Here is a 25,252-nt window from a genome sequence, read left to right as displayed (position 1 = left end):
GGGACCGAACATGCAATTCATGAAGAGCGTGCTAAACTCGCGCTCCGAGGCTTCGAGGCGGCGGTCTGCCTCTTTCCACAGCCGGCGTGCTTCACTGTAATCATCCTTTGGCATGGGACTCGATTTCGATGGCGGCTTGATTGGGATCAGGATGATGCGGCTGGTGCGCAAAGTCACTTGATTGCTGGTTTCTCTGGCGCGTGTGCTCGCGAAATTGAGCCGTGAATTCTTCGGATGCTGCCGCACGTCGCATGTCCGCCGTGGCAATATCCCTCATGGCTCCGGTTTGCTGACGGACGAATCGTCCGCCGTAAAATCCGGCCAGGCCGCCGGCCATCGTCGACGTCGTGCGGGGAGAGCCGCCGCCGCGCGCCGTTGATTCCGTTCCGCCGGCCATCGCACCGAGCGCAGCGGCGGTAACTACGCCGGCAGCGGTTGCGCCACCGGTTACTGCGGCAGTAGAGGCGGCGACTCCACCAACCAGTGCGCCCTGAACGACTCCGCCGACGCCTTGGGCAAAAGCTGCGGCAGGGTTGGCACCACTCGTCAGCACTCGATAGGTGATGTAGGGCGCGAGCACCGCTGTGATCATCATCCAGAGCCCGATCAAGAGCACCGTCAGTGCGGGAGCAATCGGAGCCCCGCCAGGAACGACAACCGGAATCAAACTCGCGGTTGCCGCCGCTTCGAGCATCGCATTGGTGACCACCGCCGCCATCACCCAGCCGAACGGCCAACACACGATCGCCACCAGGCCCAGGATGTATTTCAGGGCGACGCCCGTCATCGGTCGGAGCATGAAGAACGCGAGGAAAATTGGCGTCAGCGCCCACCCGGAGGTGAGAAGTATATCACCGATGAGTTTGACGATATACTGGAGGCCCCACGCCATCCACCCGAAGAACCAGAGCAGCGCGTAGCAAATCGCGGTTCCGATCGAGCGCGTCTCCCAAATCACATCCCAGATGCTGGTATCGGGCTTAGAGGGTGTCTTTCCCGAGATGAAAGTTACGAATTTGTCGTCTACCTCCGTTGGGTCCACCCCCATGACTCCCGCAAACGCGACCACGAGATCGTTCAGTCTCAACAGCCACTCTCGAATAAACAGTGTCCCGATGCCGATCATCAGCACCTTCGCCAACAGCCAAATGTATCCGACGGGATCTGGCCTCATACGGACCGCCTGAAAGACCAAGCCCATGGCGACAATAGCGCTACCGACGTAGGCGCAGACTCCCCACAACGTCGAAAGACCGTCGAAGTAGGAGGAGGGTAGAATGCCGCCGGTCGCTGCCATTTTGAATCCTTACGATTTCTTGGCTGGGGTTGTTTCCGCCGACTTGGTCTCAGTCTTCGGAGGCTCGTTTTTCTCGAAAATGTTGCGGCTCCGGAACACCTTCGGAAGCGTTTCCATTTCCTTTTTGGCGGCCTCCGCGCGTGCTTTCGCGTCGGCATCGGCCTTCGCCTTCTCAGCCTCTTTTCGGGTGTCGGTGCAAGCCGAGTTGGTGGCGACGAAGAGGATCAATGTGAGCGTAAGAATCGTCTTCATGGTGAACAAATTTGAGACCGGAAAATTCTCGCTTCGTGCCCCCGGCTAGGGAGCGAATGGCTTTTCCGTTACGAGCGTCAGGAGGCACTTGTATTTGGGCGTAAACGTCGTCGTGACCCTCGACGCCTCCTGCTGGGCGAGCTTCCGCCGCGTCTCCGCGTCGGCCTCGTTCTGCGCGTTCACCATCGCCGCGGATTCAGCCGCCCGCACCTGGATTTCGGCCGCGCTTAACGTCACTTCGGAATCGATCGCCGCAAGTTGGTCGTATTGCGCATCAAGGATGGCCTTCAGCTTCTGTTCCTCCGCCTCGGTTTCGGCAACTCGCAGCGCCTCGCTTGTGCGCGAGATCGCCTTCCTCAATTCGTCCCGGCGGAGATACACGTCCTGCTGAACCACTTTGAATTCATCGACCTTCGTGGTGATGTCGTGCGCCGGCTTATAGACGTCCGGCTCACGAATGATCATCGTGCCATCGAAGTCCGGGAATTCGTTTACGATGGGTCGGAAGATGCCGTCCCGGGTGTCACCGAAAATGCCGACCCCATTCACCTTCCCGGCATTCTCCGCCCAGACCTTGACCTGCGTCGGGAGATTCAAGTCCACGCTCAACTCCGGGAATCCTACAATGACCTTAACGTCCGCCATATTTCCCAACCGCTTGAGACGGTCTTCCATGTGCTGGATTTGCCGAACCTGATTCGCGATCTGATCGGCCTGTCGGGCGAGTTGTTCGACCATCACGCCATAGTTCGTTACGCTCTGAGACAGGTTGACGGCGTCGAACACGGCCCACTGCGCAAAACACGCGTGACTCAGACCCGCGCTGGCGATTGCGATGAAAACTCGCGCTCTCATGACTCCTCCTTCGGTAACACCACGCGAATCACGCGCGTGGTCGGTTCCCGGCGCACACCGTCGCGGTCCGTCTGGGGTATGCTGACCTCGTAAAGCGCTTCCTCGAAGCCATCATCGGTCGCAGCTCGCTGATTTTCGCGCGCAACCCAATACTGCTGTTTCACGGCGTTCGATTGCCCTTTCTCATAGCCCGCGAGGTAAGCTTCACGCTGCGCCTTGTTGCTGAGGTAATTGATCGCCTCGCCGACGACAAAGCCTGCCGACGCGCCAACCGCGGCGTTTTTCGCTTTGCCGTTTCCCTCCTTCGCACCGACGTAGGCACCCACTGCCGTCGTCGTCGCGGTCGTCGCGAAGTTGCGTGTGCGACCTGCGGTCTCGGCTCCTGCCGTGGCGCATCCCGGGGTCAAAAGAAGGGCCACCAACATGAACAACAGCCCGATGATGTAGGGCTGCGCGTAGGCGAGATTGTCCAGGAATCGGTTCATACTTGCTCCTTTCATCATGCTTTTCCGGCGCAATGCCGTCATGGTGTGTCGACGCAAAGCCGCTCACCGCGGCTTTCCGAAATGGTTTCCGTTTCGCTTTGGCGACGGCGGTGGCGTCCCACGACCGCCAGGATGAACTCACTCGGCCCGAGTCGGCCTTCGAGGAAGTCGACGATATCCGCCTTCGTGTGCATTCGCTCTCCAGGGGGGGAGTTCGCCAGCACGAACGATCTGCTCAACTTCTTCGACCGCTGACGGCTCGATGGAATCCGCTACGCCGTCTGCTTCCATGCGCTCCATGAACGGCGCGAGCACTTCACCCAACCGCTCCGATTCTTCGAGCTCGTAGGCTTCCGCGAGCACGTCGAACGCTGAATCGCTTCCCAACACGAACTCCGGTTCAACGCTGACGCCATCCTCTCGATCCTCCGTTTGCAGCAACCGATATTCGAGGATGCCGTCGACCACGGCGGCTTCGATCCAGCGATGAATGTGGTGCGACGCCGCTCGCTCTTGCGACTCGCGGAAAGCTTCGAGGCGCGTGCGATCGCCGGAGAAGGTCATCACGACTCGCGCGGCGAGCGAGTCATTCGCTGCGATGGCTCGCTGGTAGTCGTCGGCATAAGCGCTGCCGAGTGCCTCCGTGCGCCGCGCCTCGATCAATAGTTCCTGATGCGTTTTCATGCGTTAGCCACGATTCCATCAATCACACTTGCGTAGCCCTTCAGGTCGTTGGCCCGTTTGTCGTAGTGCGCGCCGGAACTCGCCGCGCAATAGAGCAACTCCCGCGACGCGACATTGCGCATTGTCACGATCATCGGCCGCCGCTCGTCGGTGTGATAATAAGTGAACTGCGAGTATTTCTGCCCGACGATCTTCTCCGGCTCCGGATGTGTCATCACCGCGTCCTGCACCGCGCCGGGAATCGGGAAATCTTTCGCGAGATCTTCCACATCGGCGCGGTCACTCTGCCGAAGGAGAAAGAGAATTCGGCTGTTGCCGAGGACGGCGCCGCGAATGTCCGAACTCTTGAACAGTTCGTAATTCTGAACCGAAGCGAGGTTCCAGACGTTATACTTGCGCAACTGTTGGTAGGATTCGCGCAGCACCTTCTTGCCGGTCGGAATTAGCGCGAAACGCGCGACCTCTTCGAAGACGTTCGCCTTTCGCAGCCCGCGCGGAAGACGCATCATGTGAGACCGCGTGTAGTTCGCGATGAGGAACGCGGCCATCGCCTTCAATTCCTCCGCCGACTCCGGCAAGTAGCCTAATTCGAAGTGCGCGATCTTACCGGTGAGGCTCACGTTCGACTCGCCGTCGAAGAGATCGCCATACGCGCCGTTCGAGGACCATGGTTCGAGCAAAGTCGCGAGATAGCGCATTTCGTCCGCGTGCGAACCCGACGCTTCCGCCGCGAGCAATTCCTGAAGGTGGCCGTGTTGCGGATACTCCGCAGGACTGAACTCTGCGAAGACGAGGTTCCGCACCTGGGCCGCTGTGCCTGCGTCTTTCGCGAAGCGGATCGCATCGGCTTCCGAGACACTAGCCAGGAACGACTCGGCCTCGTCCGCGTGCGCCTGCCGGAATTCGCCAAAGTCGAGAAACGCGTCCACATCGGTCGCCTGCGGCCCCATGCGTTCACGCCGCCAGGCGTCCAGCGCGCACGCACGGCGTGCGAGCGACAACCATGCGTCCGGGTGTCTGTTCGAGTGCGACCGCGCGAAGTCGTCATACAAACGATTGATCGCGTTCACCAAGAGCGCCTGACGGAGACGGTTTTTGTCCTCATCTTTCGACTGACCTACCATCAGCATGGGCAACGCTGCCGCGGCGCTCAGATGGAGACCGCTGAGCGGCAGACCGCGCGTATCGAGATAGTTCATGCACAGCTTTCCGTTCGCCTGGATGACGATCGATTCGGCCGACGGATCGACGGTCTTGACGTAGGTGCTGTAGGCGCCGCCTTCTTCGACGATCATCGTGAACGCGCGATAGCATTCGGTCTGACTGAGAATGCTGATCGTCAGCACTGTCTTGCCCGAGCCGACCGTGCCGAGCACGACGGCGTTTTGCGGCGTCAAGCTGTTGCCTTCGCCGACAAATGTCCGTCCACCCACCAGGTTCCCATTGGCGCCTTCAAAGATGAACTCGGCGTCGTCTAGATATCCGATCGGAGTGGAGGAGAAGGGCAGAATGTTCGCGACCAGCGCGTCATCGTAGTGCTGCCACAGCGCATCATAGCCGCTGAACGACCAACCCGGCCACGAGGAGTAGAAGAAATTGCGCGCCGATGTTTCCAGCGCCGGCTCGTAAGCGACCGCGCGCTCCATGTTGCCGATGGCTGCTTTGAGCGCGGTCAGCTTTGCACGAAGATCTTCCCGAGACTTGTCCCACGCGCGGATGATGTATTGGAGCCGATACGGCGAGCTGTCGCCGTTGCTGTAGCGGGCGATCTTCGCCGCCTTCGTTTTCATCGCGGCGAGCAGCTTGATCTTCCTCAATCCCTCGTAGTCGCCCTCGACGCGGGACAGCTCCTTTTGCTCTCTCTCGATCAATTGCTCCACGTCGACCGGCTCGACGTTGACGGTGATGCTGTAGTCGCGGAACCCGAGCTTTGTCAGGAGATACGCAATGCCGGGGCGGGTTCGTTTCGGCAGCGCCTTCAACACGAGCATCGCGTGAAAATATCCGTCGTGATAGAAACCGGTGTCCGGCTTTTCGAGCGGCCGGCATTCACCGTTCCAGCAGTTCTCCTGGATCGATTTCTCGGGATCGAAGAACTCCAATGGATCGGAAATCTTCTGCTCGGGAAGCGAGGGATTCAGAAACTCCAGATAGTGGAGAAAATGATCGGCGTCGTTCATCGGCCGCACGCGTCCGCCGGTCGTCGAGAACAACGCTTCCAGGAATCGCCCGATTTGATGATACTCCTCCTGAAACGCTCCGAGGATCGCTGAGGCAGACCGTTTGGAGCGCCTCTCGCTGCGCACCTCCGCAGCCACCTCGTTCGTGAAATATACCCGCAGCCGTTCGCACCGAAGCATCCCCGCGTCCTCCGCGTTCCACCCTCGCACGAAGATCTCGTTGCGGACGCGCTCCGTCCACGGGTTCTTCGCGAGTTCGGCGGTCTTGTTGCGATAACTCAAGAGCCGCGGACGGAAACTTCCGTTCGGGTCCCACTGCACCTGCATGCGTTGGTGCGGCTTGAGCACGGCGAGCAAGGCGATCAGATCGCTCTCCAGCGTGTTGTGGTGAACGGGGTCGGCGTTTTCGAGATCGGGCGAGGTGATTTCAAATCCTCGCGCGATCATTTTCAGGTCTTCGAAAACGATCAGGTTCTCTCCGAAGTAGCCGTCGACAGGTTCAAGTCTCATACGTGCTCCTCTTCACCGTCAGCCAACGCATCCTCCAACATCGCCGCAGTGTCGTTTAGCTCCGCCTGCAAGCGCTCGAACGCAACGAGCGGCACCGTCGCCACCGTATCCTCACCAGATGCCCCGTTTGTTCGAGTCGTCCGACCGACCAGCGCCCCTGAATTCGACGTCGTGTGTGGCCTGCCGGCGTGCGGTTGCGGGGAAGGACTCCGTTGCGCCGTCTTCGATTTCCGTGGTGCGTTTTCCTCAGATTCGTGACGGAGCTCGATTGTTTCCTCCGCGCGGAAGGGATTCGGCGGGCGCTTCGCGCGGGGCCCAAACGCCACCGGCATCACGCCCGCCTCAACCAACGCCATTTCGAAGAAGTCGGTGTCGTAATGCTGCGGACGATTGTTTTTCAGGACGAACACATACGCCAGAGACAGACCGCACAGCACGATTCCGAGGAAGACGCACAGGAACAGCGACAGTCCCAACATTCCCCACAGCACGACCACGATCAGCAGGCTTACGCCGGCCGACCCCAGAAGATACCAGGCGGAATTCCCCGTCATCCCGAGAAACTCGCCTTTCGACTCCGCACCTTGCTGTGAGTCGTGCTCGTTGAGGTGTTCGCTATTCACTGGGCAGTCCTCCTCGGCGGTGGGGCCAATTACGGCGTGAACGTGCTCACATCCGGCGCGGTCAGCCCGAAGTTCTCCCACATCGTCCGGACGATAGCGAAAGCGAGCCCACTGACGAATGCACCGGCGAACGCCCACTTTGCGATCGACTGACGGCCCATCATCATCGCGACGCCCGCCGCGATGATTCCGACCGCCGCCAGCGTTCCGCTCAGATACATGATGATCGCGTTGCCGGACTCGACGGCCGTCTGCAAATCCACCGCCTGCGCACGGGCGAGCGAAGGGAACAGGAGCGACGCACTCAGCAGGGCCATGAGTCGCTTCCGACTGTCTCCGAACCCCGGCTGGATTTCCCAAAGGCGCAGTGCCTTTCCGATCATCACTGCGCCGCACACCGATGCCACCCATGGCAGCATGAACAGTAGCGTTGTCATTTTGATTTTTCCTCTGTGCCGGCGTTAATCGGGGGCCGATCCCCGCCGCTCCCTCATCCGTCGCATCTGCGATGGATTCGCTCGCGTCGGCACGGGAAAATCGAAATCCGCAGCTTCACCACAAGAGCGCGCGCCTACTTAAATCGCAGTAGAAAGTTGCGACGCTTTCTTCCTCTGGAAAACGCAGCGCAAATATTTCGGCCGCCGTATTTCTCCGCGCTTACGCCGTTCAATCTCCGTCGAGATTCAGCTCGATTTGTCCGTTCCGCGCCACGGCGTCTGGCACTTTCAGGAACCGAATGCTTGTGACGAACGAATCCGCGTCATGCTCGCGGTCGTTCGCGAGGTCGGGCTGCGCGCGCACTCTCGCGAGCGTCTGATCTTCGAGTGCGGAAAAGAGCGCTCCGAGGTTATGGCCGGCGACGAGGACAAGCAGATCGCTGATGAAGATTCTGATCACATCGCGGTCCGCGTAATCCCACGATGCCTCGACGTAGTGCAGCCAGGGGAAATTGCGCCGTTTGTGTTTCCCGTCGTCGAACGTCACATGCACCGGCCGCGTGGACGTGTCGAAGTAGTTGCGGGGTTTTCTGAGCGGGGCGGGTTCCATGCCTAGATCTCCATTTTCTCGCGAACGACCTCACGTGTTTCCTGCCATCGGGCGGCTATGCTCAGCCATGCGTCGCGCATGCGGGCACCCATGCGATGCAATCGTCCCATCGCGATCCGCTCGGCAGGAAAGATTCGGTGGCGCCGCACGAATTCTGTTGCGAGCTGACGCCCCGGATCAGGACGCGCCAGCCGCGTAATGATCGCATCCCGGTGTGAAACGTAGATATGGTGAGCGCCCCGGTATCGCGTGTTTCCGACGTAAAATTGCCGGCGCATGAGCGCTTGTTCGGCGACCTCGCCGAGCACGAGCAACGATTCTTCGGCCGTGCTTCCTTGCGAACGGTAGGAAGTGAGTGCGTGTCCGTAGGTCCACGCGCGGAAATCCGCCGGGAGTTCCTTGCCGTCCGAAAGGAAAACGCGATTCGCGATGGGATCGACCGCGGCCACGTCCCTGAAATCGCCATTCGCGAAACCTTGCTCTTCTTCCCGCCCACGCATCAGCAGCCGGTCCCCGGCCGCCACCGGCAACATTTGCGCGCGGCCCACATCGAAACTCCCGCGCTGCTTCCGGGTGATTTTCGCATACCGCTCATTCTCTCCCTCGACGTGCAGCCCGTCTGGCAGAATCTTTTTCACCACCGCCGCCGACCCGCGCTTGAAGAAGCGCGTGTCTCGCACGAACAGCAGCCGGTCACCGACGCGATACTGGTCCCAATGCGCCTTCTGCTCTTCCGTCCAGGTCAACGGACGCACCGCTTCGCGCACGACCTCCGCGTCCCCGAGCAGGCCGCGACGCCGCAGCGCCGTCCGCGCGTGAACGCTGAAACGATCGATATCCTCCCAGAACGGAATCACGACCAGCGTCTCCGTTCCCTTCGCCACATTTTCGGCGTAGTGCTCGGCGGCGCTCGTGAACAACGTCTCGTCATCGCCCAACTCCCGCATCATCCCGCGTCGTTCCGCGTAGAGCAAAGCATCCGACACATTCCCCGCCGCGAGCAGCCGACTGAAGTGGCGATCCTTCTCTTCGCGCTGTCGCAACACCTCGGACAGCCGGACGACCGGCGTCCCTGAATTCCGGATCACGTTCCGCATGGCGTCGCCGCGCTGGACGCTGTAATGCTGTTTCGTGTCGCCGACCAGGAGCACGCGGGCGCGCCGTTCCTGAGCAATGCGGGTGAGACGATCGAGCTGTTCCGTGGAGAGGAGTCCCGCCTCGTCCACGAGCAACACCCGGCGCACTGCCTCCGCCTGCAACGTTTCGCTCACGAGGAAACGCTGCACCGTGTCCGCTCGCTCGAATCCGGCGTCGACCAAAGCTTCGCGTGCCCGCGTCGTCGGAGTCAGGGGGAGGAACGGTTGCCCACCTGCGGCACGATGCGCGTCCTGAATCGCCGTGAGCACGGTTGTCTTGCCCGTGCCGGCGTCACCAACCAGCACGCTCAGAAAATCCTTGTTCGCGAGCAACGCTCGCGCCGCGGCGAGCTGGCCGCGCGTCAATCGCTCCGGAAGAAGCGTTGCGTCGCCGAGCGGGAAGCGCGTGTTGCGGCCTTCGACGACACGACGAATGGTCGCCGTCTCTTCGCGATGGATTGGCCGCAGGCTCATCTCGCCCTCGCTGCGGATCGCATCCGTGCGGCCTTGCAGCGCCTCCCGCAACTCGCGCCACCGGGAAAAATCAGGATGGAGTTCGAGCGCGGCGTTCAGCACCTCGCCTTCGCGCACAACGCTGCTGCGCTCGAATACGTGCCGCAACGCCGCTTCCAGCACCGTCACGACCTGTCCGTGCGATATCCTCTGGCCGGGTGCCTTTGCTCGCGCCGTCCGCACCAGGTCCGCAAGCGCGGCTGCTTCGTCCGGGTTGAGCTCTGCGCGTTGGCGCGCACGCACCTCGCGCGTGCTCACGTTGGGCAGCTTGTTCGCCCGGGACTCACGCACAAGAACCTCAACCTCGCGCTTGGTCGGCTTGCGTCCCTTCTTCTGCGCGAACTCTTCCGCCAGTTGTTGAATATGCCGTGTGCGCTTCGAAAACCGTTCGCGCAGGTGTTCGACGCCTCGCACGGAAAAGCCCGTCGAGTTCATTCCGTAGGTTTCGTAGCCGAGTTCCCGCAGCCGGCCTGCCAACTCCCGATAGAGCACCTGACGCAGATACCCCGACGCCCGCAACATCTCCGCCGGTTGCAGCGCAAACCATTCGCCGCGCTCCGCGTCCCAGGTCGCATTCGATAGGACTGCGTGTGCGTGCAATTGCGGATCGAGATCGCGACTCGTGTCGTGAAAGAACAGTGCGCCAGCGAAGTTTCCCGTGAGCCGGAAATCCTCGCTCGACCGCGACTCGCCCCGGCGTTCACGGACCGCCGCGAAACGCTCCATTTCCTCGAGCGCGATCTTCACGGAGTCGTGAAACGCGGCGACGATGCGCTGATCGCCGCCGAGCATCGCGAGCACGCTCACGTCTTTCGGTGCCGACAGCTGAACGTCGAAGAACGCGACCCTGTCCTTATCCTCTCGTGCCGTCAGTTGCTCTCCCGTTTCCGGATGACGATTTCGACGGAGTGCGTCGAATACCTTGGTCTGAACGCCACCTTCGAGCCCCAGTGCCTTGGCGCCTTTCCCAATCCATTCGCCCTCGATCCTTTTCTCTCCCTCCGTCCAATAATCGTTTTTGCAGAGATGGCGGGACAGGTAGGTGGCGCCGTTGCGAATGACTCCGACCGTGATCATGCTCCCAACAACGTGCGACGCCCGTCGAAAAACAATTCCGCGCGTCTGCTGAAATCGTCGTAGCCCGCCTACTGCGGGAATAGTAGTGCGCCCCTCGTTCGGAAGACCAACGCCACAACCAGCCGATGAGGTTACCGAACGTCACCCGCCCTTTGCCCTGTGAAGACGCAATACCCTTACGCGTTCGTAAGGCCGCGGGCGCTCACGTAAGTCGCATGAAATGGGGCGGGTGTCGCCTACTGCGATTTAAGTAGATGCGCGCACTGGACGGAGAGTCCAACCGGAGGATTCATGGTTCGGTTCAGATGATCGCGGCCATGAAAATCGCGCCTCCAGAAGTCCTCCTCCGCCGGTGGCTTCACGATCCAAACGCGCCGCTGTTCGCCGCGTTCGGCGTAGCGGCGGTCGCGCTGGCGATCGCACTTTGGTTGGTGTTTCGGAACCTCCGTCACAACGAGCCAGGACTGAAAGCGCCGACGGCCCTCGTGCTAGCAATTGTCGTCTCCGGCTGCGGATTCTTCGGCGCGCGCCTCATGCCGGAGGAGCGTTTTATGCCGATCTCTGGCGTGTTTTGCCTGATCGCAGCGGGCTTGTTTTTCTTCGCGGACCGGCGCCGTTTCGTGCGCGACCCTGCGGGCGAGATCGTGGCGGATCGATGGGAAGTCGTGCTGGAGTTCGCGCACTTTCGCTGGACCCGGGATAAGCTGAATCGCCATTTTTTCATCTCGGGGGAGACCGGTTCGGGGAAGACGACCGGCATGAATCAGCTGCTTGCGGCGCTCATTCGCCGTGATCCGAGACTCGGCGGCCTTGTCATGGCGAACAAGGGAGACGAGTGGTTTTATCTCGAATGGCTCGCGAAAAAATACGGCCGGCAGCATGATATCATTCGGCTTCGTCCACGCGCCGCAGACGATCCCGCCGGCACACCGCTGGAGCGGCTGAACCTCACCGGAGACAGTCGTTTTCCGTTCACGACGCGCGCGCGCATCCTGGTCGACACGGCGGCGGCTTTGAATCCGAAGGACGAAAGGAGCTTCTTTAAGATCAAAGGCGCAGCTCACATCGGCCGCGCGCTGGAGCTGCTGACGGAACTGAAGCGGCCCGTCACTCCCATGAATGCCTACATGCTGCTCACCGTGCCCACCGAGTTGCAGGCCGCCCTGAATGCTTTGGCGGAACTCGATCCGACGCCTCGCCGGCAGCAGTTGGCGGACGTGTTGGAACAATCCTACCTAAAGCATGAAGCTAAGGAGCAGCGCGCTGGTGAGGTCGGAACGTCACAGAACTATCTCGAATATCTCGGCACGCCGGAGATCGCCGAAGTTTTCAGCAGCAACGATCCCGACACGTGTTCGATCGCCGACGTGGATAAGGGCAAAATCCTCTGCATCGACGTGCCGGAGGACTATTCCACCGAGCGGAAATACGTCTTCACCGTCATCAAGCTCCTCATCTACCGCCACGCACTTCGCCGCTACTCGTTGCCCGATTACCAGCGCTACCAATTGAACCAACTGGTTTACTGCGGCGATGAATTCTCGACGGCGATCACGGCCAGCTACGATGGCACATCCGACTACAACGTCGTGGACAAGCTTCGCGATTGCTGGCTCACGCTGATCATTTCGAGCCAGGCTTTCGAGTCGCTCATCCCCCCGCAAACGAAGGAGCAGGCCGACGTGCTTTTGCTGAACCTGAAAAATCTCGTCATGTATCGCGCAGCTTCCGAGACCGATGCTCTCCGCTGCGCGAACGCACTGGGCAAACGCTGGGTCGAGCGGTCGACGCGCACCGTTCATCAGGATCACACGGCCTACACCTACCAACGGGCCGAGGAATTTCGGATAAAGCCGCACGAATTTCGGAATCTTCCCGATCACACGGCGGTTGTGCGGCATTGCACGAACGGCTACAAAAAGGTCTGTCTCCGTCCCGCGTAATTCATCAAATTAGCCCTGTGTCATGAGCCCGAATGAAAACCCGGAAGTCAGCGCCAAAGTCATGCTCGCCCTGCGCAGTGAGCCAGAAGCGTTGAAAGCAATCACCGCGCGACTGCGCGTAAAAGAGATGGGGCCGGCCGATCACATCAGGACGAAACACGAAGTGAAGGCATGGCTGGAGACGTCGGGCGATGTGAAGGAAGCCGACGCGATCATCGTCCGAGCCCGCGCCCGCCGCGAGCTGCAGCAGACCCAAAGTATCACGCAGACGATGACGGAGCGGCAACAGCGCGGGCGAAGTGTGAGTGATTGAGGCTTCGAACAAATGGTGGGCTAGATCGGGCTGCAAAACCTCTAGCTGAAAGAGATCGGAGGCGCTGCGGGTGCGTCTGGCTGTATTTGTCTCATCGGGCCGTCTGAATCGACATCCTCCGATCAGTGTCCGCGGTAATAGCTGACCAGCGGAGGATGCTCGCCGTCATCTGGGGCCATTTGTCGTTCTGAGAACGTTCGAGCAAAGTCCTTGGGTGGAGCTTGGTGCTCCTTGTCGACGATTATAAATTGAGTCTGCTTCAGTTCGGTTTGCGCGAGTTCGTAGAGCATTCCGTAAAACCCATTAAATTGCTCCACGTTTTCGCGTTCGCTGATATTTTTCATTGGCGAATCGATGATCAAGAGAGTTGGCAGCAACGCGCCATTTTCGGCGGCTAGCCGATGCACCGCGACGGCAAAACAGCATTTGTAGAGAGTCTTTTTTCCCCCACTGCCGAGATTAGTAAACGAGGTGATCGCGAGGTCGCCCGACGATATTCCCGTGATCTCGGGGAGAAAATGCGGAGCCTTCATTTCGACCACGTCGGACTTGTCGAATCCCGGGATCCGAGCGCGCAGTAGCGAGTCGAGGAAAAGCTGCTTCAGCCGGTCGAGGTTTTTGGTGTCTCGCTCGGCTTCGATCTGCGCGCTCTTCAACTTCGCGCGGGTCGTCGCTTCCTCGCCGATCAATGACTTCAGATGGTCGTCGAGCTGCGCGAGACGGCGGAGAATCTGATCGAATCGGTTGAAGTTGACGAGTTCCTGGGAGAGTGAGGCGCGGTGGCGCTCGAGCTCCAATGCGTTGGAAAGATAGACCGAATCGTAGTTTTCACTGAGCCGCGTGATCTCACCGTCAACCCGGGATTTCTCTTCGCCCATGCCGATGCGCTCTTCATCCAACTCACGCAGCGCAGCCGTTTGGCGCGCCAAGAGATCGTCAAGCTCGCGGATCCGCCCCGCCGTGTCGGCATCCACCGCTGCTACTGCCACTCCTGGAGCCGTGTTGTCAGCCGGGTGTTTCTGGCCGCACACAGCGCAATCGCCCTCCGCTCGTGGCGGGAGCTCTTGGGTGCATTTTGGGCACGCCTTAAACTGGACCCCCCGCAACACGGCGCTGGCGCTGGTGGCCCGCTTGAAGCGAATGGCTAGAAACTCCATTTCGTTGCGATGTGCTATGTCTTTCTCAATCGCGACACGCGCGTCCCGCCGCGCGTTGTCGAGGACATCGAGTTCCATCGCCAAGGCATGGGCTCTGTTTTGGGCGTCGTTGAGCGCATGCGAGCGCAGGGATGCCGCCTGTGCCCGAATGGCGGCAAGCGAAGCCTCGGCTGCCTTGATCTCGCGATTCAGCTCTTCGCGGCGTGCGGCGATCTTCAGCGGCGTTCCGACCTGGGTTTCTTCCAGCGCGTCCCGCATCGCCGCGAGGGCACCCTCCGTGCGATCTTTATCGATTCTGATTTCCTGCAGCCGGACCTGGAGTGACGACACTTCCGCTTGATGGAAGCCGACGAGCAGGCGAAGCACATCCAGGCTCTTCAGCTTTTTGAATGGATTGGTATCCAGTTCCAAATTGAAGAAGCTGCTGTCGACGGAGTCCTGGTCGAGGTAACAATACCAGAAGAGGTCCCGAAAACTGAGGCGCTGAAGCGGAGAGTCTTCGTCGACTTTACTGCGCCGGACCTTGGGCGGGGTTTTGCCCGCCAGGTAAAAAAGCAGGTCGGACAGCACATGAATATCTTTGCTGAAGATCGGCTTTTCAGTCGGCGTGCGCGCGGGAACCAACAGCTGGAGGGCATCAGACCCTTTGGTCCACTCGGCGCGCACGGATCCAGAATCCGGACTTCGCTCCAACTTAACCGGATTTCCTTCGATCGTGAGTGAGAGCCCGACCCCGACCAGTTCATTCTGCAATGCCGGGGTCATCTCCAAGTCGCCACCGAAACAAAAGTCGACCATCCGAACAATGGATGACTTGCCCGCACCCATGCGGCCGTAGAAGTAGGTGAAATCGGTAAACGGAATGACTTCCTGGGATTTCTTGCACGTGACCGTGAGTGAATTGAGCCGGATATTCACAGTTTGATCGATTGGCCCATCTTCATGTTCACGATTTCGGGGAAGAGTTCGTAGACGTATTTCATAAGCTTGGTTGACGAGAAGTCTCCGACGGCGCGGGCCACGGACGTGCTGCGCTGCGCGAGCGGTTGAAATTCATCGAGCGTCATCAAATGCGCAGCGAGTGCTTGGCCGGCGTCGGTAAGTTGAACGCAAACCGTCTTTCCCTCCAGGTAAGTGGTCGCGAGGCCTTTCGCTACCAGCAGCCCGATCCATTTGCGGTAGCGTCCATCCCAAGGGCCATAGCGGTATCGCACCATCTGCGCCTCAATCGTGTTGCGCTCGTTGTCCGGCACCAGCGGAGCATTGCTCGGCTTTCGATCAATGAGAACGCGAGCGAGGCAGGATGGATACCGGAGAAGAAAATCCATCTTCGCTAGTTTTGTGATGCCATCGACCGGCTTGTTGGTCCGGCCGGAGTTGGCGCGGAGAAGTAGGAGCAGGCGCGCTAGGTGAAAGTCATCGTTGTTTTCCACCGCGGCTGCCGCGTGCAAGGTGACGAGGCTCATGGATTGCGCTCCAGCTCGAATTTTTTACTCCACCACACTTTGCAGTCCTCAGCCAGGAGGCCGGCCATGCCCACCAACGCGTCGTAGGGTTCGCGATAGACATCGTCAGATTTAGTTTCCGCAATCGCCTTCAATTCCGTGGTGACGTCCCGCAACATCGGAATTCCGAATTCCTGCTGGTCGTTCGTGTGTTTGAGATGAGCGTCGTTGCACACGCGAAGAACCGTCGATTCGAGCTGCGCCACGATCTTCGCTCCCTGTTCTGGGTCGCGGGCTTGAATTTCGATCAGGCGGCGCTCAGTCGAGATCGTCTGGCGCTGGAGCCCCTCGAAATAATCCGCCAGGCCTGCGCCGCTCATCTTCTGCTTCAGGATCGACACCTCTTGGCGCGTGGGCTGGAGCTTCAAAGTGTTGAACCGGCTGAGGTATTCGAACCGAGGAAGCTGCAATTCGTCGACATAGCCGCGCAGCCCTGCCACATCCACTCTTTTGTCGAGCAATTGCGGCTCCGCCTGAAACCGACTGTTCACAATCGCGTAGTGCCGCGCGGGATCTTGACTGGCCTTCGAAGACGCGCGCGAAATGCGCGTGATCAAGGCCCCCAAGAGATCGGCAAGCTGACGCGGCGCAAGGTCGCGACATCCCTCCACGTGGGGCAGATGATTCTGTTGGATCTCGGCCTCGAATGAAGGCTCGGGAGGGCCGACGCTCAGCATCATCCGACAAAGGACCGCGGCGACGGCCCCACGCTCGCACCCCGCGCGGGTCGCCAGGTCCGTCAGGCACCGTTCACAACACTCCGGATATGGCCCATAAGGCTGGTTCGTGAGGACCCGGAGGACAGGCAAGGGCGACAGGTGAATGCGGTCGGTCGCCTCCGAATCGCTGCACGGTGCATTTGAGACGAAGAAAAATTCACGGATTTGTCCGGGAAATTCCGTGTCCAAAGCAACGAACCGTTTGACCGTCTTGACGAGTTCGTCGTGGTTCCACTGCCACACACCGCTCTTCAGCGTCTTGATTTGGTAGGCGTCGAAAAGCTTTTCCGTGACTTGGCCGAGAAAGTCTTCGTGCTGTTCGCACCAAAGAGCGACGTAGTCCTTTTCGCGGCGATGACAGGCGGCCCACAGGATCACACCATACGCGTATTGATAGCGGTATTTTTTCGCCGTTTCGTCACCCGGGTCCGAATCGTTGAGCGCAGCGATAGGCGTCGGCTCGCTGATATCGTGGGCTGCGGGTGAAGCGACTGGGGAGGCCAACGGCGCAATTGGTCCGTTGGTAAGTGGTGGGGTAATCATGGCCTGCAAAAGCCTGCCTCGCACGGAACACGGAGGTCTGGAGGTCCTCTGTCGATCCAATGGCTGGCGATCTGCAAATCTGTATGATCGGCTCATCGGCACTGGCAACCGCGTTTTGTGGACTTACTAGTGCAAGCCATGGCTCGCTTGCATCGATCCGCTCGCGAGCGGACGATCCACGCCGGATGATTTGGCCACGATGCGCCCGCCGGAATGCGCAGAATGTTAGGCGGCGGGCGCCGGAGCACCCTCGGCCCAGAACCGATGTCCTACTAAGCACGAATACCATCTCCGCTGGTAATTTTGCGTCTGATTCGTCGTTCCGGCGAAAAGAAACCTTCACAACAAATCGGATTCCGCGGCCCGAAGAGGGCGGATCATCGTTCGTCAGTGACAGCCGCGATCGCGTCGACTGCGATCGCGCAGCCGGGGTGCAGCGTTCGCGCCGCCACAACGCTGCCGGCAGGCCTGTGTCCGGTGAGGGCTAGCGCGCAGGCGGCCGTCACTCGGTCCACGTGCTTCGTGTCGGCGACGTAGCACGTGAGACGCAAGACGCGGCCGAGTGAGCTGCCGGAGGCCGAAAGAACGTCGGATAGATTGCGGAGCACTTGATTTGTTTGGTCCTCGATTTCTCCCTCGACCGCCCGCCCGGTCGTGGGATCGATTGGAAGCTGACCGGAAACATAGACGACGCCGCCATGCACGATGGCGGGGGCGAACAGCCCGGGCGCTGGCGGCGCAGTTGGCGCTTGGATTACCTTAAATCCCACCGGCGAACTTGCCGATCGCACGGCGCGCGGCTCGACGATGATGGCGAGTGAGGACAATCCCGTTTCCATCTTGTGCAGCTCGGACACTTCGACGCGGCGAGTGGTGATGCCGGCGTTGCGCAGCCGCCGTTCCGTCTTCGGATACGAGCCGCTCACGAGCGTTGTGCCGTTGACCGGGAGCGTGCTCGCCGCCAGCGGCTCGCGCTCATCCACGCCAAGCACCACAAGATCGCCGAATTGCTTCGGGTTCGCCCAGGCAGCATTCAAAACAAGGTAGTGCGGAGGCACGAAGCTCGCAGCGAGTTTCAGGTGAGCACAGGCGTGAAGCTCAACTTCACGCACTTCGTATCCGAACGGCTCCACGATAGCGCTGAGATCGGCGATTCCTTCTGCGTTGGTGGTTGCGGTCGGCGCTACAAACAGGGTTCGTCCAATCCGCAGCACGTCGCGGCCGTCCAAAAGCGCAGGGTCTGCGATGCGCTGGATCGGCCGGTGCTGCGCCAGGAGCGGCACCATCGATTCAGCTGCGGCCCCTTGCGAGCTGTCCTGTGTCCTCCCAAGAATTCCCATTTCTGGCAGCACCACAATGGATTCCTCCACGAGTGCGCCGCGGGGATCGTCTGCTTGACCTGCTGCGAACTTCACCTTCGCGCCAAGTTTCCCCAAGATCCGCGCCAACTCTGCGTGCTGGTTGCGAGCTGCCTGGATGTCCATGTCGATGGCGGGGCGTGCGTTTCCACCCGGATTTCGCCGGTCGCAACTCGCGGCTACTTCTCGCATCACAGCAATCACGGCACAGGTTTGACGCGATTTGACAATCGACCGCTTAGTGGGACTCGTGACGGATCGTTCAAATCGGATTCAAATCCGAAAACGATTTGCGGAGAGCGCGTCATCGCGCGAAAATCCAGCCGATGCGCAAGAGTCGCAGGCATATCCTCCTGCTCGAAGACAGCCGCGATATCCACGTCGCCTTCGCGGCTCTCTTCCAACGCGTCTACGGCTATGTTCTCCATTCCGTTTCGAGCGTAAAGGACGCGCTCGGAGTGGCGGGGCGGCTGAATGTCGACGTTGCAGTCGTGGACCTCGCCTACGGCGAAGAGATCTCGGCCCGGCTGAACATGATCCGCGAGTGGCGCACTCGCAGCGTCGGATTCCCCGTAATTGCCACGTCGGCGCACGACTACGACGGTCTTGCCACTGAAGCCTTCACGGCTGGCGCCGACGACTACGTCCGAAAGCCATTTCACTTCGGGGAAATGGCGGCGCGAATTGAACGACAGATATCCCGTGGCCGAAACGAGTCGGCACGACTGCCGAAGCTCGACGGCATACGGCTGCCGGCTACTGCGTTTGAATTCGCAGGAGCCGTAATCCACCCGGACCTGCGCGCGAATTTTCCGGATGGAACCGCTGTGCAGCTCTCGGCGAAGCAAGTCGGCATCTTGCAGGAGTTCGCGCGCCATTCTGGAGCGCTCGTTCTGCGGAACGATTTGATTCACGCCGTGTGGGGCGCCGACGCGAATACGAACAGCAAATCGCTCGACCAGTATCTCTACGTGTTGCGTCGACTCTTCCGCGCCGCCGGCATCGATCTGACGCAGCACATCACGCCGGTCCTTCGCGTCGGCTGGCGTGTGTCGGGACAGCCGACGAGACGAGCACCCTTACTCGTCCAACGATGAACATCGAGCCCACCATTCTGGTGTTGGAAGACGAGCGTCCGCAGATTCTTGCGCTCCGTGCGACGCTTCAACCCATCGGGAGGGTGGTGGATTTTTCGGACCCGGAGCGCGCACTCGACTATCTTCAGGAACAGCAGGTCGACGCGGCGGTGATCGACATCCACATGCCGAAAATGCCCCTCGACGGCATCGAGTTCATTCGCGCAGTGCGTTCCTTCGACAGGGATTTGGCGGTGATCATCCGCACAGGCGACACGTCCATCGAAATCGCAGAGCACGCGATCGAACTTCAGGCCTTTCGTCGGGTAATCAAGAGCAAGACCTCCGTGAACGAGTTGCGCGAGGTCTTGCGCGCCGGCATAGCCGAGACGCGCACACGCCGCCAAACCAGTCGCGACGCGTCATTCGCGGCAGATGCGTCACGGCGCCTTGAGCAGACGCTGGGGTCGTTCGAGGACGACCTTTCGGCGGCCGAGTGTTACAAGGCGATGCTGCACTCACTCCGCAATCAGCTCACGGCGGTCGCGGGGCTGGCCGAAGTGTGGTCGGCGGTCGCACGAGAGATAGATCATCGCCTGATGATGGACACAGCGGCCGAGAACAACCGGATCGTCTCCCGCATGCTGGGAGACATGACGGCATTCTTGGACGGCCCCTTTGCAGAACCCCGGGGCGTTGGAGACCGATCCGCGCGCGCGGACGTTAACGCCACGCTGGAAATTCTGAGGAAGCGTTTCGCTGCGGCGACGGTTTGGTCCGCTCAACAGAAGTCGGTTCAGATTTCCGGACTGCATCAGCCACTATTGGCGGAGGTGTCGCCGATCAGGCTTTTGACCGCTCTCCGGCACATCACCGAGTTTTGCCTTGGATCGTCGCCGAACGACACGCGGGTTTTGCTGAGAACCTATTTTGTCCCGCATCTGGATCATCACCTCGCGCGCCTCGATGCGCAGTACCTCGTGTTCAATCGGCCAGCGCGTGCGAGGACGTTGGGCTACGTCTGCTTCGAATGGAGGGCGGGGCAGGTCGGGCGAAGCCTGGAGCAAATTCGCCGGCAGATTCACGCTCACCCCGACGACCCGCGAACGGGAAACCTGCACATGATCAGTCTCAGCTTGGGTGAGGAACGAAGCACCGTCGTTGTTCACGTTTCACCCGAAAATCTACTCTCGTTCCAGCTATTGGTTCCCACCGCCGAATGAACGCCCGAAGCGGCTGCGTCACTTATTCCATCCCAGAGCATTGTAGATCCGAAGCCGTGCCAACCCCGCGTATTGATGAAGGGCAATATCAGCGATCGCGAAATTCGAACCCAACGGAAGGAGCGTGATGTTCCCGGTGACATAGTCGGACGCCACGGGAATCGCGCTCACGCCGAAATTAAGAAAATAGCGCAAGGCGCGCTTCATGTGCAGCCCGGACGTAACCATGAAAATGCGATCACACCGCTCAGCCTTCAGGATTTCACTCGTCAGTTCCGCCTGCCGATACGTGTTCCGCCCTTTTCCTTCCACTCGGATATCCCCGGCAGGCACGCCCAGCGCACGCAGCCGCTGCACGTATACGGGTTCCTTCACTGCGCCGGGGTCGCTACTGTCGTCTCCGGTTACGATCACCCTGCATGCGGCCCCGGACGCTGTCGCCGAGCGGTAGAGTTCACCCGCCCGTTCAATGCGAGAATACGCCAGCCATCCAGGCAGAGCCTCGCCCGAATTCGGTTGCACGATGTTGCCATCACCGAGCAGGACAATCACTGACACTCCTCCGAAGTCTTGTGGCTTTCGGAAGAACGCCGGCTCCTGCAACGAGCGCGCAAGCCACCGGGCGAGGAAGCCGTTGCCGACCAGGATGAACACGGCCACGCAGCCGGTCGCCAGCGAAAGCACTGTGTCCCAACGCCGGAGCGCGGCGACGGCGGCGATCCCCGCGACGAACAGCAGGATCAAAGCGGACGTGGAAATGAATCCGCCACGAGACTCACCGGGGGAACGATTCAACAGCGAGCGGTTCACGGTGTCTCACCACGCAATGAATCCGACCGCCTTTCGTCAAAGAACAACTTCACCGCGGACGCCCTTGCCGTCTGCGCGGATCGGGCGATAGCCCAATTCGTCTCAACCCGGAGGCGGATCGATGTTTTACCCCCTGCTCACTGCCGTCGTGATGTTGGGAGTCGGCATCGGCGCGCTGCGCTTGAACTTCTGGCGCCCGATCAATCAAGCGGTCGCGACCGTCTGCTTTCTCAGCGTCCTGATCTTCTCCGCGCAGCTCGTCGCCAAACATCAGGGCGCGCTTTATCTCATCGACCGCACGTCCAACCCGCTGCCGTGGATTCGTCTGAAGTTCGCGCTCATCGGGCTGTTGAGCCCGCTCATGGTGTGGGTGTGCTACTACCTGGTTTCCGGGCGCTATTCGTCGCGACGGGACCTGCTCATCAAGCTGTCACCTTGGATCATCCTCTCCGGCTTTCTTTTCTGGTTCCCGTTCACCCACGGATTCAAACCCGATGACAGCCTCCCGGGAAACATCCAGCAAGGACCGCTCTACTACCTCTACTTTTTGCCGATGCTTGCCGGCCAACTCGCCGTCTGCATTTCGGCGATCATCGTCGCGCCGCATTTGTCTGGGGTGCGCAAACTGGAGTTCAGGTTCATCACGATCGCGCTCGGCTACCTCAGTCTTGTCGCTGTGCTCGCCGAAACGATTTACGCGACGTGGCCTGACCTCCCAGGCATCCACCCGCTCACGCGATTCTTCTCCTACATCGTTTACCTGGTCTTCGCGGTGAGTGCATGGAGCGTGACCTCTCGCCGCGTTTACCACAGCGGCCAGGTCGTGCTCTCGATCATGGAGCGCGTGATCGTGATTGGGTTGGTCGGTCTCATCGCCGCATTTCTGCTCCGCCTCCTGTCGGGAAAGGAGGAAAGCCCTTTTGTGACCGCCACGATCATTGGCGCCGCGTTCCTGTTACTCGGCTACGCCGACGACAAGCTCCGCGGATGGCTCAAGCTGAAGGCGGAGCACAAGACCGCCGCGACGGTGGCCGAGCTTCATCAGGCGGCAACTGCCGAACTTCACCCGGATCGACTCATTCGGCGGTTCGAGCCGATCCTTCGATCGTTCGCAGATTGCTCGTTCGTCGAGATCCTCACCGAGCACGGGGAGAAGTATACTGGACGCACCACTGAGCTTCCGATTTCGTTGCTTCGGGAAGCCGATTTTCTGCGCGACGGCTGGGCGTCAACCGCGGCACTCAGTCGCATGTCGGACGGCACCGACGCCACAACACTCCAGCGATTTCTCGCGCAGGCGAAGCTCGACGTGATCGTTGCGCCGCGATGGACGACACGAGAGCCAACGCTGATCGTGGGATTCGGAGCACGGGAATCCAACCTCCCGTATACTCATCCGGAGATTCGTTTGTTGCGCGAACTGGCGAATGTCGCCGAGTCGCTGTTCACCCGAGCGAAGCTCTCCCTGCAAGCGCAACAGGCTGAGCAGCTCGCATCGATCGGACGCCTGGGAGTGAAGGTCCTGCACGAGCTGAGAAATCCAATGGCGACGCTGAAATCCTTCTCTCAACTCCTCCCCGAGAAGATCGACGACAAAACATTTCTCGGCGACTTCGCCGAGATCGTGCCAAAAGAGGCGGAACGCGTCGAATCACTCGCCCAGCAGCTTTTGGATCTGTCGCGACCCCGCACTTACAACTTCCAACGAGCGGACCTCCACAAGATCATCGAAGAGACTGCGACGATGTGGAAACCGCGCGCTGACGAAGGTGGGATCAAACTCGCGACCAAGCTCAATGCCGCATCCTCCGAATTAGTGATCGACGCGGACGCCATCCGTCAGGTCCTCATCAATCTCCTCAAAAACGCATCTGAAGCGGTCATGCGGCGCGAGGGTTACCGAGAAATCAAAATCAGAACACGGGACGAAGCCGGGCGCGTGGTGATCGAGGTTGAGGACAACGGACCGGGGTTGCCTCCGGAAATCCAAACTCGGCTCTTCGAAGCATTCACGTCGAACGGAAAGCCATCCGGCGTTGGCCTCGGTCTCGCGATTTGCCATGAGATCGTCCGGGCACATGGCGGCAGCATTGGCGCTGACCTAACCCGAGAACACGGAGCCTTGTTGCGAATATCGCTTCCAATCTCGATGTAGTGCCAACGGCCCGTGCTTCCGCTGGAACTGATAAGGGGACGAGGCCTGCCTTGGCGACGGTGCTCAGGCAGTTTCGCCGCTAGTGAATAAGTGAATATCGATTTGGCGCTGGCGAAATTGTTCGACTACCCCGGTCGAGGCCTGGGAGCTAGGCGCGGCTTGGGGGTGGTGCCGCGGAGTCAAAATCTAGCGTGTCGGATACGGCCACTTCGCGTCTTTCTTGAAATCCAGCATCAATTCCGCGAGGGAAATGCAGGGGAAATCGGGAATGAACATCTCTGCTATGCAGGGATACAGCGTGACCATGGCGGCCGCAATCTGGGGTGTGGTTTCTAGTCCGAGTAGGCCGGCCAGTTCGTTACGGCAGGCTTCGACCCACGCAACCTTCTTTCGGAATTTGGTAGCGTAAGAATCCCGGCCACTGACGAACGCCTCCACATCATCGCGCCAATACTTCGCTTCTAACCCCGTGAAGGTCATCTTGGCTTCGACTATGACGAGGAGGTTGTGGGATTTATCCACACCAAGAAAATCGATCTCGCCAACCTGCGGGGGGATTTGGAGGGGCCGTCCTTGAAGATTTACCTGCTTGGTGAAGCCGCGACCGGAAATTCCCACAGAGCCCAGGTTTCTCCTTACTTCGGCTTCAAACCAGTCGCTGGCTTTTTTCGAGAGCACCTCAAGCGCGCTGCCGATCCTTGCCGTTTTCCATTCGCTGGGCAGACGCTTGTAACAAACTCCATTGACCAATTGGATTAGATTTTCGCGGGCCATCTCCCGAGAAAACGCCAGATGCGGACCTGTTGGGTCAGGAAACGCATAGAACCCGCGACGATATGCGCGATGTTCCTGTTTCGGGTTCCAGAGCACCCGTTTCTCCGCGCGCATGCGCTCTGAGGTGACGGTGAATCCGTCCAGCATTGCAGTCACGGCTCGCGCAGGTTCACCGTGGCTAGCAAAGAGGGCCTCAATCGTGCGGCGGTTGATGAATAGAGTTGGTATCGCTCCAGGCGCAGGCACAGCCCCGTCGATAAGATGCCACAGCGCAGAAATAAATCGGGCGTAACTCCAGCCAAATTCGCTTTCAAAAGCGGAGTTCAGAATTTCGGCATGTTTATCAGTATGGACGTCGAATTGCCGGCCTTCGAAGAAGTTCATCCGATGCTGCCGGTCCCTCGCTACTCGATCTGCTATCCTCTGATCATACCCAGCGAACTTGCCACCGATGTGAACTTCCCAGTCCAATCCGTTTCCGTCCGGGTGAATGGTGAGGGTTGCTCCCTCTGCGAAGATCCCGTGCACTCGATGGCTCATTTCTGACAGAGAGGCCATCGTTTCGGTCGCCAACAGGCAGAAATCCATCGCAACACACCACTCCTGTTTGGAAGGGCGTGGTGTGGCCGGTCCGTTGATCGTGATGAGTTCCGCGAGATGCTTCATCGCTCGGCGAAAGTCGCCCTCGTGTTCGAGCCATCGCTCCCTGGCGTGGGCATCATCGATATCTTTACCATGAAGCACGAGCGCGGCCTGATCATATTGGGCGAGGGCGAATTCCAATGATTCCCTGCCGGCAATACGGCTCACGGTATGCAGCAGCCGAGCCGCATAAAAATCATACTGATGCTGTAGGATCGCATTCGCGGCAGTGGAATCAATGTAGGTTCCAACTTGGAATCTGCCCAGCATGTGCGCCCGAGCCTCGGCGCGAATGACCGTCGTCATCTCTGCGGACGGCTTAATGATGCGGGCGAGGCCGAGGAGCTCGACTTGCATTGGTAGCCGGGGAACGGT

Annotated in this window: 21 protein-coding genes; 5 read left to right on the top strand and 16 right to left on the bottom strand. The window is 59.9% G+C overall.

The annotated features are described in order from the left end of the window. Window positions 1-100: 100 nt before the first annotated feature. From OTER_RS22645 to mobF, 10 genes are all read right to left on the bottom strand, one after another. Entirely contained in the window at window positions 101-1,297 is a 1,197-nt protein-coding gene (locus OTER_RS22645) for a hypothetical protein (protein ID WP_012377275.1), read from the bottom strand. 9 nt (window positions 1,298-1,306) lie between these two features. Next, entirely contained in the window at window positions 1,307-1,549 is a 243-nt protein-coding gene (locus OTER_RS22640; protein WP_012377274.1) for a hypothetical protein, read from the bottom strand. 45 nt (window positions 1,550-1,594) lie between these two features. Next, on the bottom strand, window positions 1,595-2,404 hold the full coding sequence (locus OTER_RS22635; protein ID WP_012377273.1) for a hypothetical protein: 810 nt from the start codon (window positions 2,402-2,404) through the stop codon (window positions 1,595-1,597). Beyond that, a complete protein-coding gene (locus tag OTER_RS22630; RefSeq protein ID WP_237702417.1) occupies window positions 2,401-2,931 on the bottom strand; it encodes a YMGG-like glycine zipper-containing protein in 531 nt (176 codons plus the stop codon). The genes OTER_RS22635 and OTER_RS22630 overlap by 4 nt, the downstream gene beginning before the upstream one ends. A 96-nt stretch (window positions 2,932-3,027) precedes the next feature. Beyond that, the gene (locus tag OTER_RS22625; RefSeq protein ID WP_012377271.1) at window positions 3,028-3,573 is read right to left on the bottom strand and encodes a hypothetical protein; all 546 of its coding nucleotides are present in this window, start codon (window positions 3,571-3,573) and stop codon (window positions 3,028-3,030) included. Continuing rightward, window positions 3,570-6,263, bottom strand: coding sequence for a hypothetical protein (locus OTER_RS22620; RefSeq protein WP_012377270.1), 2,694 nt, complete (start codon window positions 6,261-6,263; stop codon window positions 3,570-3,572). The genes OTER_RS22625 and OTER_RS22620 overlap by 4 nt, the downstream gene beginning before the upstream one ends. Next, entirely contained in the window at window positions 6,260-6,817 is a 558-nt protein-coding gene (locus OTER_RS22615) for a DUF4133 domain-containing protein (RefSeq protein WP_237702416.1), read from the bottom strand. Before OTER_RS22615 ends, OTER_RS22620 begins: the two co-directional genes overlap by 4 nt. Before the next feature lie 98 nt (window positions 6,818-6,915). Then, the gene (locus OTER_RS22610; protein WP_148218219.1) at window positions 6,916-7,323 is read right to left on the bottom strand and encodes a hypothetical protein; all 408 of its coding nucleotides are present in this window, start codon (window positions 7,321-7,323) and stop codon (window positions 6,916-6,918) included. A gap of 229 nt (window positions 7,324-7,552) precedes the next feature. Beyond that, entirely contained in the window at window positions 7,553-7,933 is a 381-nt protein-coding gene (locus OTER_RS22605) for a hypothetical protein (protein ID WP_012377267.1), read from the bottom strand. Between the two features lie 2 nt (window positions 7,934-7,935). Next, window positions 7,936-10,659, bottom strand: a complete 2,724-nt coding sequence (gene mobF / locus OTER_RS22600) for a MobF family relaxase (RefSeq protein ID WP_012377266.1) — start codon at window positions 10,657-10,659, stop codon at window positions 7,936-7,938. Between the two features lie 317 nt (window positions 10,660-10,976). On the opposite strand from mobF, the gene OTER_RS22595 reads away from it, so the two are divergent. Then, the gene (locus tag OTER_RS22595) at window positions 10,977-12,602 is read left to right on the top strand and encodes a type IV secretory system conjugative DNA transfer family protein (protein WP_237702415.1); all 1,626 of its coding nucleotides are present in this window, start codon (window positions 10,977-10,979) and stop codon (window positions 12,600-12,602) included. Window positions 12,603-12,624: 22 nt separating this feature from the next. Next, complete coding sequence (locus tag OTER_RS22590; protein ID WP_012377264.1) at window positions 12,625-12,915, top strand: hypothetical protein; 291 nt, start codon at window positions 12,625-12,627, stop codon at window positions 12,913-12,915. A 122-nt stretch (window positions 12,916-13,037) separates the two neighbouring features. Here OTER_RS22590 and OTER_RS22585 read toward each other — a convergent pair whose 3' ends face one another. The 4 genes from OTER_RS22585 to OTER_RS25495 all read right to left on the bottom strand — a co-directional run bounded on the left by OTER_RS22585 (window position 13,038) and on the right by OTER_RS25495 (window position 18,323). Next, window positions 13,038-14,990 (bottom strand): coiled-coil domain-containing protein, encoded by a 1,953-nt coding sequence (locus OTER_RS22585; RefSeq protein WP_012377263.1) that lies wholly within the window; start codon window positions 14,988-14,990, stop codon window positions 13,038-13,040. Beyond that, entirely contained in the window at window positions 14,987-15,538 is a 552-nt protein-coding gene (locus OTER_RS22580; protein WP_012377262.1) for a hypothetical protein, read from the bottom strand. Before OTER_RS22580 ends, OTER_RS22585 begins: the two co-directional genes overlap by 4 nt. Further along, window positions 15,535-16,839, bottom strand: a complete 1,305-nt coding sequence (locus tag OTER_RS22575; RefSeq protein ID WP_012377261.1) for a DUF4297 domain-containing protein — start codon at window positions 16,837-16,839, stop codon at window positions 15,535-15,537. The genes OTER_RS22580 and OTER_RS22575 overlap by 4 nt, the downstream gene beginning before the upstream one ends. Before the next feature lie 377 nt (window positions 16,840-17,216). Continuing rightward, window positions 17,217-18,323, bottom strand: a complete 1,107-nt coding sequence (locus OTER_RS25495) for a Rid family hydrolase (protein WP_012377260.1) — start codon at window positions 18,321-18,323, stop codon at window positions 17,217-17,219. 200 nt (window positions 18,324-18,523) lie between these two features. Between OTER_RS25495 and OTER_RS24700 the strand changes: the two genes are divergently transcribed. Together OTER_RS24700 and OTER_RS24695 are read left to right on the top strand one after the other, a co-directional pair. Further along, on the top strand, window positions 18,524-19,294 hold the full coding sequence (locus OTER_RS24700; RefSeq protein WP_012377259.1) for a response regulator transcription factor: 771 nt from the start codon (window positions 18,524-18,526) through the stop codon (window positions 19,292-19,294). Then, complete coding sequence (locus OTER_RS24695; RefSeq protein WP_012377258.1) at window positions 19,291-20,496, top strand: response regulator; 1,206 nt, start codon at window positions 19,291-19,293, stop codon at window positions 20,494-20,496. The genes OTER_RS24700 and OTER_RS24695 overlap by 4 nt, the downstream gene beginning before the upstream one ends. A gap of 18 nt (window positions 20,497-20,514) precedes the next feature. On the opposite strand, the gene OTER_RS22555 is transcribed toward OTER_RS24695, so the two are convergent. Then, the gene (locus OTER_RS22555; RefSeq protein WP_012377257.1) at window positions 20,515-21,306 is read right to left on the bottom strand and encodes a YdcF family protein; all 792 of its coding nucleotides are present in this window, start codon (window positions 21,304-21,306) and stop codon (window positions 20,515-20,517) included. A gap of 121 nt (window positions 21,307-21,427) precedes the next feature. Between OTER_RS22555 and OTER_RS22550 the strand changes: the two genes are divergently transcribed. Then, the gene (locus OTER_RS22550; RefSeq protein WP_012377256.1) at window positions 21,428-23,461 is read left to right on the top strand and encodes a sensor histidine kinase; all 2,034 of its coding nucleotides are present in this window, start codon (window positions 21,428-21,430) and stop codon (window positions 23,459-23,461) included. Window positions 23,462-23,647: 186 nt separating this feature from the next. Here OTER_RS22550 and OTER_RS22545 read toward each other — a convergent pair whose 3' ends face one another. Then, entirely contained in the window at window positions 23,648-25,234 is a 1,587-nt protein-coding gene (locus OTER_RS22545) for a hypothetical protein (protein WP_012377255.1), read from the bottom strand. Window positions 25,235-25,252 lie beyond the last annotated feature (18 nt).

Source organism: Opitutus terrae PB90-1, from assembly GCF_000019965.1.
In the GTDB taxonomy this organism is placed as follows: Bacteria; Verrucomicrobiota; Verrucomicrobiia; order Opitutales; family Opitutaceae; genus Opitutus; species Opitutus terrae.
This window is presented reverse-complemented; position numbering and strand designations above follow the sequence as displayed.

Coding starts and splice junctions, on each gene's coding strand:
- OTER_RS22605 (WP_012377267.1), bottom strand. CDS start 7,933: ATGGAACCCGCCCCGCTCAGAAAACCCCGCAACTACTTCGACACGTCC.
- OTER_RS22595 (WP_237702415.1), top strand. CDS start 10,977: ATGAAAATCGCGCCTCCAGAAGTCCTCCTCCGCCGGTGGCTTCACGAT.
- OTER_RS22630 (WP_237702417.1), bottom strand. CDS start 2,931: ATGACGGCATTGCGCCGGAAAAGCATGATGAAAGGAGCAAGTATGAAC.
- OTER_RS24700 (WP_012377259.1), top strand. CDS start 18,524: ATGCGCAAGAGTCGCAGGCATATCCTCCTGCTCGAAGACAGCCGCGAT.
- mobF (WP_012377266.1), bottom strand. CDS start 10,659: ATGATCACGGTCGGAGTCATTCGCAACGGCGCCACCTACCTGTCCCGC.
- OTER_RS22590 (WP_012377264.1), top strand. CDS start 12,625: ATGAGCCCGAATGAAAACCCGGAAGTCAGCGCCAAAGTCATGCTCGCC.
- OTER_RS22640 (WP_012377274.1), bottom strand. CDS start 1,549: ATGAAGACGATTCTTACGCTCACATTGATCCTCTTCGTCGCCACCAAC.
- OTER_RS22550 (WP_012377256.1), top strand. CDS start 21,428: ATGTTTTACCCCCTGCTCACTGCCGTCGTGATGTTGGGAGTCGGCATC.
- OTER_RS22615 (WP_237702416.1), bottom strand. CDS start 6,817: ATGACGGGGAATTCCGCCTGGTATCTTCTGGGGTCGGCCGGCGTAAGC.
- OTER_RS25495 (WP_012377260.1), bottom strand. CDS start 18,323: ATGGACATCCAGGCAGCTCGCAACCAGCACGCAGAGTTGGCGCGGATC.
- OTER_RS22635 (WP_012377273.1), bottom strand. CDS start 2,404: ATGAGAGCGCGAGTTTTCATCGCAATCGCCAGCGCGGGTCTGAGTCAC.
- OTER_RS22545 (WP_012377255.1), bottom strand. CDS start 25,234: ATGCAAGTCGAGCTCCTCGGCCTCGCCCGCATCATTAAGCCGTCCGCA.
- OTER_RS22610 (WP_148218219.1), bottom strand. CDS start 7,323: ATGACAACGCTACTGTTCATGCTGCCATGGGTGGCATCGGTGTGCGGC.
- OTER_RS22575 (WP_012377261.1), bottom strand. CDS start 16,839: ATGATTACCCCACCACTTACCAACGGACCAATTGCGCCGTTGGCCTCC.
- OTER_RS24695 (WP_012377258.1), top strand. CDS start 19,291: ATGAACATCGAGCCCACCATTCTGGTGTTGGAAGACGAGCGTCCGCAG.
- OTER_RS22580 (WP_012377262.1), bottom strand. CDS start 15,538: ATGAGCCTCGTCACCTTGCACGCGGCAGCCGCGGTGGAAAACAACGAT.
- OTER_RS22625 (WP_012377271.1), bottom strand. CDS start 3,573: ATGAAAACGCATCAGGAACTATTGATCGAGGCGCGGCGCACGGAGGCA.
- OTER_RS22620 (WP_012377270.1), bottom strand. CDS start 6,263: ATGAGACTTGAACCTGTCGACGGCTACTTCGGAGAGAACCTGATCGTT.
- OTER_RS22645 (WP_012377275.1), bottom strand. CDS start 1,297: ATGGCAGCGACCGGCGGCATTCTACCCTCCTCCTACTTCGACGGTCTT.